The organism is Arthrobacter sp. FW306-1B-G06A, assembly GCF_058781765.1.
The window spans coordinates 1-11,962 of the sequence record NZ_JBYSXB010000021.1 but is presented as its reverse complement, the minus strand read 5'-3'; the positions used below and the strand labels follow the sequence as shown (position 1 = coordinate 11,962).

At 60.1% G+C, this 11,962-nt stretch carries 5 protein-coding genes and 1 pseudogene; 4 read left to right on the top strand and 2 right to left on the bottom strand.

The features are described 5' to 3' along the window. Positions 1-3 precede the first annotated feature (3 nt). Positions 4-2,058: a hydantoinase/oxoprolinase family protein gene (locus AC3WJM_RS12350; protein WP_492271983.1), complete on the bottom strand. Its 2,055-nt coding sequence runs from the start codon at positions 2,056-2,058 to the stop codon at positions 4-6. Positions 2,059-2,214: 156 nt separating this feature from the next. Here AC3WJM_RS12350 and AC3WJM_RS12345 point away from each other — a divergent pair, with 156 nt between their 5' ends. Continuing rightward, positions 2,215-3,792, top strand: a complete 1,578-nt coding sequence (locus AC3WJM_RS12345) for a helix-turn-helix domain-containing protein (RefSeq protein ID WP_492272020.1) — start codon at positions 2,215-2,217, stop codon at positions 3,790-3,792. Positions 3,793-5,490: 1,698 nt separating this feature from the next. Here AC3WJM_RS12345 and AC3WJM_RS12340 read toward each other — a convergent pair. Further along, positions 5,491-6,870, bottom strand: a complete 1,380-nt coding sequence (locus tag AC3WJM_RS12340; protein WP_492271982.1) for a purine-cytosine permease family protein — start codon at positions 6,868-6,870, stop codon at positions 5,491-5,493. A gap of 993 nt (positions 6,871-7,863) precedes the next feature. On the opposite strand from AC3WJM_RS12340, the gene AC3WJM_RS12335 reads away from it, so the two are divergent. The 3 genes and pseudogenes from AC3WJM_RS12335 to AC3WJM_RS12325 form a co-directional block, all read left to right on the top strand. Beyond that, positions 7,864-9,762 carry a hybrid sensor histidine kinase/response regulator gene (locus AC3WJM_RS12335; RefSeq protein WP_492271981.1) on the top strand — a complete coding sequence of 633 codons (1,899 nt, stop codon included), beginning with the start codon at positions 7,864-7,866 and terminating at the stop codon, positions 9,760-9,762. Beyond that, entirely contained in the window at positions 9,759-10,397 is a 639-nt protein-coding gene (locus tag AC3WJM_RS12330; RefSeq protein ID WP_492271980.1) for a response regulator, read from the top strand. Before AC3WJM_RS12335 ends, AC3WJM_RS12330 begins: the two co-directional genes overlap by 4 nt. Positions 10,398-11,627: 1,230 nt before the next feature. After that, a pseudogene (locus AC3WJM_RS12325) lies at positions 11,628-11,962 on the top strand (transposase); the annotation flags it as partial.

Below are 11,962 nucleotides of genomic sequence, written 5' to 3'. Positions count from 1 at the left end.
GGGTTAGCCTTCCTGCTGCTCTTTGAATTCGGTGAGGTGGATTCGGATGTTGAGCCAGTCGTCGATCTCAGCCGTGGTGCGTGGCGGAACAACCGTCGTGGAGTCCAGTTGGTCGATGATGGCCGGACCGGCGAACGTGGCGCCGGCGCCGAGCTTCGTGCGGTCATATACGGGGGTCTCCACCCAACCGTCTTCGCCGAAGTAAACGGGCCGAATGGACTCGGGCTCGCCGGGCTCCGATACCCGCACCCTCGCCGGGACGAATGTTGGCTTGGGCGTCTTGCCGATGGCTGACAACTGGAGCTGGTAGATCTCAACAGGCTGATCGTCCTGGTGGAAGGCGAATTCGCGCTCGTGTTGCTGATGGAAGCTTTGAATCGCTTCCTCAAGAGCGCCCTCTCCAGCGCCGATGTTAACGGCCAGGGAACGCCATTGTCCCTGGTAACGCATGGAGATGATGCGCTGCAGTACCGAGTTCTCCTCGGATACGCCTTCGTGCCGGAGCCGGGCCGAAGCCTCCGCCTCCAGCGCCCTGAAGTGCTCTTCCAAGTCTTCGGGGTCGGCGTCCGCAGCCAAGGCCGTGTACATGGAGGACAGATCGTGGCGGATGTCGACCAGGAGGCATCCCATGGCCGAGGTCACACCAGGGTTCGGCGGAACGACGACTGTGGGAATGTTCAATTCCTTGGCCACCTCGGCGCCGTGCAAGGCTCCTGCCCCGCCAAAGGCAATCAGCGCAAAGTCCCGGGGGTCGTAGCCCCGCCTGATGGAGATGAGACGAACGGCGTCAGCCATGTTGGCGTTCGCGACCTGGAGGATCGCGTGGGCAGCCTCTTCCTTGCTCATGCCAAGCGGATCGGCGATAACCTGTTTGATCGCTGCTTCGGAGAGTCCCCGGTCCAGCGTCTTGGCGCCGCCGGCGAGGGTGGAGCCGAGCCGGTTCAGGAGAACGTTGGCGTCACAGTTAGTGGGTTGTGTGCCGCCCATGTCGTAGCAGGCCGGTCCAGGATCAGCGCCGGCGGACTGTGGTCCGTTGCGCAGTGAACCCGCGATGTCGATGTGTGCGATGGAACCGCCGCCCGCCCCGATGGTCAGGACTTCGATACTGGGGAAGACGATCGGGTGACCATATTCAACTTGCCATTCCTTGGTGATTCGAAGTTCACCATCGGAGACCAGCGCGATGTCTGTGGAGGTGCCACCCATGTCGAGACCAACAGCGTTTTCATAGCCACATTGCTGGGCAATGTGCTTCGCCGCGATGGCTCCTGCAGCGATACCGGACGCCGCCAGGCGGACTGGGTAGCGCTTGACCATTCGGGGCGTCATGGAACCGCCGCCTGAATGCAAAAGCAGCAGGTCGCCGTCGTATCCTCCGTCTTTGAGCTCATCCGCAAGACGGTTTACGTACCCCGATACCAGCGGCCCCAAGACCGCGTTGGAAACCGCGGTGTTGAAGCGGTCATGCTCGAAAATCTCGGGAAGGATCTCAGCCGACGTCGACACGGTGGCGTCAGGGAGCTCCTCTTCGAGAATCTTTCGCATACGGATTTCGTGTTCCGGGTTGGCGTAGGAGTTGATAAAGCAGACGGCGACTGTTGCGACGCCGCGCTTGCGCAGCACGGCTGCCAGGCGGCGTGCCTCGACTTCATCCAGGGGGGTGACGACGTTTCCGGCGAAATCGATGCGCTCGGTGACTTCGAATCGGTCGCGGCGGCGGATGTAGGGCCCCGTTACGTCGTTGTAAGCATCCCAAAGATCGTCCTTTGTTCCGTCTCGGATCTCGATGACATCCCGGAAACCCTTGGTGGTGACCATCGCCGCGGCAGGAAAGTTTCGGGTGATCAGTGCATTCGTGGCCACAGTGGTGCCATGCGAGAAAAGAGTGACATCTTCGAGGTTGATCTCGGCGCGCTCGACTCCGCTCAGGATCGCCAGCATGGGATCGGCGGGGGTGGACGGCACCTTCGTGACGCGCATGCGCTGCGTATCCTCGTCAAAAATGCAAACGTCTGTAAATGTGCCGCCCACATCGACGGCGACTCTGACATTGGACATCTAGTTCCTCCAGATAGGTGGTTGGGTAGGAACAACCTTCCGCTGTGATGTGAGTCTCTGTCACTGGCGGAAGTAAAATAATCGGGAAGGTCTGTTGTAGAAATTACAGGCAGCCTTCAGTTCTGCTGTTTCCCGCCATTTCGCCTAGGAGGCTTGATGTCTGACAAGCCACCCGTCACACTCAACGACGTCGTCAATGAAGGGCATCTCGGACTGTCACCGGTAGTCCCGGGGAACCCGGGCACGGTCATCACCAGTGCCCACACGAGCGATATCCACAATCCGGCCGAATGGCTCGAGCCGAACAGCATCCTCCTGACCACTGGTTTGAGGTTTGTGAACGCGGAACGGGAACATCTGCTCGCCGTGAAGCTGGTTGACGAATTGCGGGAGGCCCGGGTGGCGGCCGTCTTCTTCGGAGTCGGTGTCTATTTTGATTACGTGCCCGCGCAGCTGGTAGCGGCATGCAAGCAGGCCGGATTTCCGCTGTACACGGTGGCGAAGGACGTACCCTTCTACCGCATAGAGAACTTCATCAATCAATCTCAGGTCGCTCCTGACGCCTACGTGCAAAAGCGCGCCCTGTGGCTGAGCAATGACCTGTTGCAGAGCATTTCAGCTGCAGACCCGATTAAATCTCTCATAGCCAGGCTGGCCACTGCCTGCCGCGGCACCGCCGTACTCTACGACGAGTCCGGGGCCATCGTTGAGTCGTCTGGAGACGGTCCCACCCACTTGATGTGGAAGGAGATCCGCTCCGGCAAGAACGATTCCGGTACCATCGAAATCGGCCGGTGGGCAGCCATGGCACGTCCCACGGTTCTCAAGGGTGTCGGCTACACGTTGGCCGTGGCAAGCATGAACCACAGGGTGCTGACCGACTTGGGAGACCTGTTGTTGGAAACCACCCAGCGACTCCTCGCTGCAATTCAGGGGATCGCTCAGTTTTCAGACACCCGGGCGCGCCACGAAAGCATGCAGTTACTGACCATGCTCCAGGACGGTATCCCGGTGGCCCGCGAGTTCAGGCAATGGGAACGCATGCGCGCACTTCGGTTCACCCCCTACGGGCCTGTCCGTGCCGTCGTCGCGGCGAACCTCGACGACGAACCACTGGATCCCGCTTTTCCCGAACTGCTGCAGCGCCGGGCCGAAACCAGTGGGCTCGGGCTGCTGCTGGCCGAGAACGGCCGGACGCCGGAGAGTCCTCCCGGCTTTCATGCTGTCGTCTCCGACTCTTCTGCACTCAATCCCTGGCTGGAATTGCTGGAAGGGTCTGTGGTTGTGGGTTTGTCGGAGCCCTACACGGATCTGGTGTCCACCCCCGAGGCTTTTCGGGAGGCGGAAGCGGCCGCTGGAATTGCCCGCCTGCAAGTTAAAGCCGCGGGTCACTCAGAGCACGGTTTGTCTACTGGTATTGTGCGACTGGATGAGGTGGATCCAGCAACATGGCTTCTCGCCCGAAGGCTGTCCTCGAAGGACAAGAGCAAGCTGCAAGCATTCGTCAAAGATATAGACGTCGATGTTGAACTCAAAGAAACACTCATAAGGTATCTGGCAGATGGCTTTGATGTGGCCAGGGTTGCCGCTGACCTGTTCGTTCATCCAAACACCGTTCGTTACCGGTTGAAGAAGGTTGAAAGCTTGACAGGGGGCTCGCTCTCAAATGCGAGGGTGATTACCAACCTCTATCTTGCGTACCACGACGACATCGTCGCTCTCAGCAGGGCCTGACATCCAGCTCGACCGGGCGCGTTCAAGGCTTGTGAGCCCGAGTTGAGCCAAGGGCTGCCACTCTCGACGACATTGTCGTCGGCACGCTTCGTGTGGCCGAGCGGTGCATCCGGTCAATAAATGGCATGATCGGGTTCTCCTGCAAAACAAATTTCAGCGAACCCGGGGGATGGCGAGCACTTACTCCGGATGCCGAAGGCCGCTCTTGGCCTGGGGCAGTTGCTGAGCCGGTCGAAAGTGTGTGGGACTGAACTGGCCGAGGGCGTGGTCGAACGCGGCGGTGATCGCACTGGCTGCCAGACCGCGCAGCCGGCCACCCGTCCGGATAATTCCGGTGCAGCAACGCAACGCGGACAACGCCGGTGCGCAGTTTTCCGGGACCCGGATACGTCCACTGCAATTTGTGCAGTTCCGAGGTCTTCTTGTGGGCGGTCCTTGAAACGGTGTCGCCGGAAGTCACGGTCGCATCGGACGACGCCCCGGACAATCCGGCGCATGCGGCGCGCTACATGCGATGCGTGTCACATTGAGACCCGTGCGTGGGAGACGCTCTACAGAATGCTCTGCATCTGCGAACCGGAGCCGATTTCCGCACCTGAGGTAACGACTGTGACGCCGCCGTCCGGGTGAGGTTCGCTGCTGGTGACGGACCAGCAAAGGCGAACCGGCCACCTTGGCTCCGCCGAACGGCCGACCGTACGGAATGTGCCCATCCACCACGGTGTGACCGCGGGACGTGGTACTTGCAGCACTCAGGGTATAGATGTGGTCGGTCAGCACGGCCCCACGATGTTGCCGTCATTGCGCTGGCCAATGGCCCTGGGAAGCCGTCACGACGACGTTGAGCTTCTTGAACTCGGTTAGGGCCATTCCGACGGTCCGAAGGATCTCTTGCGTGCGCTCCAGAACAAAACTGTTATATACGCCATTGCGGGAGCGGAAGAAGCGGGTTGGGGGAATTTTGGTGTAAATGACCTGGGATACGGCCAAACGGATTCCAATTCGTAGACGCCGCCCAAAGTGTACGAAATCATGGCGGTCGGGAATCCGGTTTCCCCGCTGTAGGTTCCGGCATCGATGAGGACGGTTGCTTCGCAGCCGATGATTCCCTCCCCCTCGGGGTCGATTGCGGACCTGGAATTGATCTCGGTGTTGTCCCGGGCCGGGGCGATGAGCATTTCTTCCTGCCGAGTCCCAGTCAGCGGGCAACGTGTGTCTCCGAACACGGCAACCCACTGCGTATAACCCGACAAACCAGAAACGAGACCCCTACCTCAAAAGCGCCGGGGAATCGCAACGTTGGCCCTGTCGCGATGAAAGAAGATGCACTTCGGCACAAAATACGGCGACTGGCGCCCGGGTGAGGCCCGATGAAAGCCCTCGCGGCGCTGAACAAGCGATCCTGATTGTCGTCTGGAACATACTCAGAACCGGCGAACTCTACAACGAGCCCGGCCCTGACTACTTCACCCGCCCGAAACGGCTAGCACAGACGCCGGGCGGCAGGTCTGTTCTGGCCCCAACCAAAGCAGCTCCACCACACCCGGTCGCCTTAATTATCGTGGGGCCTGACACTGCCTGTCGAAATCGGCCCGCACCCACCAATCCGCCCATGCCCGACCGGCACAAAATGAGCGGCCCCCGGAACCACAACCCAGGAGCCGCTCATTCGCGGCTATTGACAACCAGACCTACATATCAGAGGTGTGCCACAGCTTTGTCGTCGTGCGAATCTGCAGCCAGTACTTCGGCATCAATGGCGCTGATGACGGGAGAAGCCTGCAGACAGTGCGCGGCGTAGTACAAGCCGCCGGCCAACGCGACCGTGATCAACGGTGCGAACTGGGCTGCCAAGGGTGAAGCAGTCTGCTCCGTGAAGAAGATGCCCGTTCCTGAGGCCACGAGCCAGGCGACTGCGCCAGCGGAGATGGGCTTGAGCATTTCGGGGCGGACTTCGGGGAAGACGCCTGGAGAGTTGCGGTGGAGAGCGATGTATACCAGGGCGACGGCAACCCACGCCGTGACGAAGACACCTTGCCACGCCAGAGCCTTGAGGAGGTACGAGAGCACATCGGTCAGCATGAAAAGGAAAGCTATGGTGCCGGAGACAAGCACCCAGACGAATCGTGGAAGGCGGAGGTTGAAGACGCGCTCCATGAAAGCGCCCAGATTCAGGGATGCCAGATAGTAATTGGCCGTATTAATGCGCGTCTGGGAGATGAAGATGACCAGCAGTCCGAAGAAGCCGAGGGAGGATATGAATGCCTGGACAACGCCGGTTTCCGTGGCCTGCAGACCCCAGGCGCTCATGATGTAAATACCGATGAGACCGTTTAGGCCGAACGTGAACGCATAGAAGACCCAGCCGAAGGTAACGGTGCCGTGGAACTTTTCGTCTTGCTGGCGGCCAAGGCGCGCGTAGTCGAAGGTGTACATCATCACGACCCATACGCCCATGTAAATTAGGTAAGAAGTAACCCAGCCAGGCAAGGGCGAAGCGACTGCTGCGTGGCCGATCCAATCGGTGGGTACACCTCGGATGACTGTGGCAGCAATAACAACGGCCACCAGGCCGGCCAGATACAGGGGCAGAAGGAAGCCGTTGAGCTTGTCCAGCCAGTTCTGGACCCCGCCGGCAACTAGCGGGATGGCGTAGGCCACCACTATGGCGTACCACATGATTCTCGAGCCACCGAAGAAGCTCTCAAGGGCGACCGCGATAATTGATCCTTCAAAGACGGCGTAATAGATGGCAGTTGCGGCGAAGATCAATGTTGCCAGAGCTGAACCGACAAGCCCAAAAAGGGTCCGGGAGAATTCCTCCACGGAGAGCCCGGTCCTTGCAGCAAATTTGGTCAGCACCATATTGATCACGCCGTAGGTGGCGATGGTCAACACCATGCCGATGATCGTGTTTGGAACGCCGACGGCGCCCGCGGATGCTACTGCGATGTAAATCCAGAACATAGCGGAGAACAAGGCCCACCACGCCATTGTGAGGGACCACCGCCTGACTTTTTTCTGAGGGGGAAGAACATACGACGAGTACGGTGTCGTCTGATCGGGTGTAACGGACATGGATGCTCCTACGGGAGAGAAAAGCAACGGGACGGAGACGGTAGTCACGGCATGGGCCCGGGTGGGGAAGCGCCGCCTGAGCTTAGAGCCCGGAACGTGCCGCACACGCTCGTAATTGTCGACCTTCACAAAGTCCTGATTCGGCGGCTTGCAGTTCCTAAGTTCCAGCCCCTCCGGAGGGGTTGTTGGGTAGCAACAACCTTCCGCTGTGATGTAAGTCTCTGTCACTGGCAGAAGTGAAAGAATCCGGAGGGGCAATTGTAGAAATTACAAACAGCGGATTGGCTGCCTACATCGCTCGGCCGGATGAGGCCCATTTGGGTCTCTGCCGGGGACAAATCTCCTTTTACGGCCGTTTGTGACTGGGTGCTCCTCCCTTTGGTGACCCTGGAATTTTGAAGGCCGTCAGGGTCCCCGGCGACCAACCGTCTGGAACTCGAAAATCTGTCTGTATGGCCTACCTTTGCTTCATCCGGCACGTGCTCGACGTCAGTCCGGCTAGCGGTCTGGTACGGCAGAAGGCCATGAGACGGGCGGTGCATCATCCTTTCGGCGAGGGGAAGTTCAATCTCTTGGCGTTCCAAACGGCGGATGTGCCCCTCTTGGTCCGGGGAAAGAATTGAGGTGTCAAAGGAAGGCCCGAACGGCGAGCCAACCACTCAACATTCTGAAACATCAGGAAGCTTGCCATGAAGCGGATAGCTCTAGTGAACAGCAGGTGGCATGGGCCAGCCAGAGAGTGTCCGCTTCCACTGCGAATAGTTCCGGAATTGAAAAATGAGGATTGTCGAGCTTGCGGCTCCGCCCTCGACTTCCTCGATTGCCCATTCTGTGGCGGCTCCGAACGGCAAACTCGCAGGGGCCCTGCGCTTCCCGGGACCTAGTATCGTTGAAGGGAGCGCAGAAGGTACACGATCGGGTCCGGCCCCGGTTGCGGTTGGGAGCGCCCCGGTGGCCCTGTTGAGTGTCGTGCCGTTGTGAAAGACTGTGTCTGTGAGTTCCGCTGAAGGCCTCGACCGGCTGAAGGTGGCCGCCTTCGATGCGGCGCCGCTGGCGACTGTCATATTCCGCAATGAGCACGCCGGCGGGCTGGTGTTTCTTGAAGGCAACAAGGAATTTCACGCCCTCCTCCGGGGAAGTCCAACAACGGATTCAGAAACGGCCCTCAGCCACATGGTGGCCTCCACTGCCTCCACGCCCTCCGAACCCCAAACCGTCACTCTCCAACTGGGTGACCATCAAGGTGCCTACCGCCTCAGGGCCCGGACCTTCAGCAGCCCTGGGGATCCGGGTGAATACCTCGTCGCCCAGCTAAGAACGCTGACCGACCAAGAATCCACAGAGCGTGACCTGCATTCGACTATCCAGCAGCTCAAAGATCTTCTGGACAACTCGACCGCCCTGATGTATGTCAAGGACCTCGACGGACGGTACGTCCTCGTCAACGATTATTTCGCCAGGCGTTTCGGCATGAACCCGGAATCAATCATCGGCCTCACCGATCACGATATATTCGCCGGACCGGTCGCGGATGTCTACCGCGAGAACGACAACATGGTGATCAGAACCTGCGATTCCATTGAAGTCGAAGAACCGCTCGCGATAATAGGCGACCGAGCCGACCCCGATGAGGACAGCCGCTGGCTCTCCATCAAGTTCCCCCTGATCAGTGATTCGGGGCGCCCTTACGCGCTCGGGGCGATCTCCACCGACATCACCGACCGTAAACGCGCCGAGAGGGCGGCTCGCGACGCCATGCACGAAGCAGAACGCGCCAACCGGTCGAAGAGTGAATTCCTCTCCAGGATGAGCCACGAATTGCGCACGCCGCTGAATGCCATCCTGGGCTTCGCCCAGTTGCTACAGGATCTCCCGCTCGGGCCCAGAGCAGCCGAAAGCGCCGGTCACATTCTCGATGCCGGCAATCATCTGCTCTCACTCGTCAACGAGGTGCTTGACATCACCTGGATTGAAGCAGGCGCCCCGGGCATGGCGACGACCCCGGTGCCAGCGATCGAAGCTATTCATCAGGCCCTTGAGCTCGTCCGCCCGCTCGCGGCGGCACAGGATATTGAAATCGCTAGCGACCTGCACGGGGCCTTGCACCGCTACATTCTGGCCGACACCCAACGGCTCCGGCAGGTATTCCTGAACCTGCTCGGAAACGCTGTGAAGTTTAACAGACCCCAAGGTGCTGTTCGAGTCTGGTGCGAGCACCGAAGGGGCTCCCTTCGTTTCTTCATCACGGACACAGGCCCCGGTATGTCTGAAGACGACGTTCAACGGCTGTTCACGCCCTTCGTCCGTCTGGCCCAGGCGGCTGACATCGAGGGATCGGGTTTGGGGCTCGCGCTTTCCAGGAAGCTGGTCGAGCAAATGGGGGGTGTGCTGGGCATCGAGCACACCGCTCCGGGAGAAGGATCGACCTTCTTCGTTGAGATACCGCTCGGGCCCGAACAGGAAGATGAAGTCCGGGCGCCGGAGTCCGGGATCGGAACCGTTGTCATCCCCCGCGGGGCAGAGGCGACTATTCTTCACATTGAGGATAACTACGCCAATATTCGCTTGGTCGAGAACATCATCGCCGGGATGGGCGACCTTAATCTTGTCTCCGCGACGAGCGGCAGATCCGGTATCGTCCTTGCACGTCAAATCTCCCCCCAACTTATCCTCCTGGATGTGAACCTGGCTGACATGTCAGGGGTCGACGTCATGAAGCAGCTGAAGAACCACGAACGCACACGACGAATCCCGGTCATAGTTCTCTCAGCCGATGCCACGCCTGCCCGCATCAAAGAACTGCGAGGCATCGGAATCCGGGACTACCTCACCAAGCCTTTCGAAATCCACCACTTCGCCCGAACCGTCCGCAGCGCATTGGCGCTGCCATGAGGATCCTCACCGTCTTCATTGCCGACGACCACCCCGTGTACCGGGAGGGACTGGCACGAAACTGGGAGGCCGTGGCACAGATAAATGTCGTGGGATCCGCAGGGGACGGCAGAAGCGCACTCGAGGCGATCCGGAAATTGAAACCCGACGTGGCGGTCATGGACCTAAAACTTCCGGTGCTCGACGGCATGGAAGTCTTGGAGCAGTTATTCGCCGAAGGATCGCCGACAAACGTACTCGTGCTGACCGCCTATATGGACAGCACGACTGTCTACCGGGCCTTCGCGCACGGGGCACGAGGATTCCTGGAGAAAGCAGCATCCTTTGGCGAGATCACCGACGCTGTCCTTCAAGTCGGCGCGGGCGGAACAGTCATTGCGCCCTTCGCCCAGGATGTACTCGCCCGGGAACTTCGCACCCGCCAGGACGTCCCAGAGAAGCCGGTTCTTTCCTCCCGGGAAGTCGAGATCCTCCGCTTAGCAGCTGACGGGCACTCAGGCCAAAAAATCGCCGGCGAACTGCACATTTCGCTGGCGACTGTCAAAACCCATCTGCAACACATCTACGACAAGCTCGATGTCTCCGACCGGGCTTCCGCAGTCGCGCAAGCAATCCGCCGCGGCTTCCTCCGCTAGGCGCGCCAGACGGCTAGATTGTTCCGGCTGTTCGTCAGGATTCCGCCTTCGCCGTAGTTTGTCGAAGCCTGGTCCCTTGAGCTTTTCAAATCGGGGTGAGGCCGGTCGCCTCCTCGGTCCCTACTTCTGCACACTACGAAAGCGCACGAGCTAAACCGTACTCAGAGTATCTAGGCAGCGAGTTCTGCACCCGGTTGCACTTGCGCTCCGTGCGCGGGTAGATGGCGTACGGCACAGCAGTGGTATGGCGCCGGACCTTTGGCCCGGCCAGCGAAGGCCCCAGGCCGTAGCTCACCCGGCTTCGCTCCGTTCGCTACGGGTGACAAGCGGGAACGGTACGGAGGGCTTAGGGCCCTCCGTTACGGTGACCGAATCAGTGGTCCAGGACGGTACGGCACCTCGGGGGCTTCGCCCCCTCGGGTGACAAGAGGTCGCCGGATCGAAGCCTCAGTCGCTTCGCTCCTTCGGCTTCGATAGGTCAAGGGAAGATCGAGGGCCTTAAGGGCCCTCGCTACGGACAATCAGCCGTCAGGGCCCTGGTCCTCGGCCTCCGCGGAGGGAGCGCTTCGCGCCCCCCCGCCACGGCCTCGTCCCGGTTTTTCGTCAAGGCTAATAAGGCTCGCGAGCCTCCGGCTATGGCTCGCCTTATTTAGAGTAGGGTTTTTAGAACGGTGGCCGTCCGTCACGCCAAGGTGGCACTGCCCACGTCCCGCTATCGAGGACGTCCCACCACGCAATTTCAGCCTCAGTCCACACATGCGGCCAAAACAAAGACGCGTCCGGATCAAGGTCCGGAAGTTCCCTCCCAGGAATTGTGAAGGTGTGCAGCGAACTCCGGTTATACCTTGCAGCACTCGTCAGAAGACCTGCGTCCCGTGCCCGTTGCCAGTGTTCGGTGATCGTTCCCTCCCACGCTACCCCCGTCAGGAGGCAGAGGCTGGCCCTGTCAATGGTGGTATGCCTGCCGGAGGTGCTGTCGACCATGGCATGCAGGGTTCTCCTTACCGGGGCCTTCAGCGATGACCGGTCGACGGCATTACGGTAAGTGTCGACAGTCCATACCTCGCCCAGCAGCTTTGCGCGCTTGCAACGATCCAAGTAGATGGACCGAATTGTTGTTTCCTGAGTGAGGGGAGCGGACGTGCCTAACAATGAGACTCGATTGGGACTGCCCCCGGTTTTGTTGACTCCTTGACCTAGCGAGCTGGTGCTCGTGGAAGGATGTTGACCATGCCGACGGCTTATGGGGCGGAGTTCCGCCAGGATGTTATTGATGTGGCCCGCAAGGGCGAGGCGCCGCTGGCGCAGATTGCGAAGGATTTTGGGCTGTCGGTCACGACGCTCAAGCGCTGGATTGCCATCGCGGAACGTAAGGAGTCCGGGGCCGGCCCAGTGGCGGCGGAGTCGGCCGAGGTGCGGGAGTTGAAGAAGCGCAACCGCTTGTTGGAGCAGGAGAATGAGATTCTGCGCCGGGCTGCCGCCTATTTGGCCAGGGACATCAACCCAAAATGATCTACCCGCTGGTCACGGATCTTGCCGCCGAGGGTGTTCCCGTGGCGGTGACC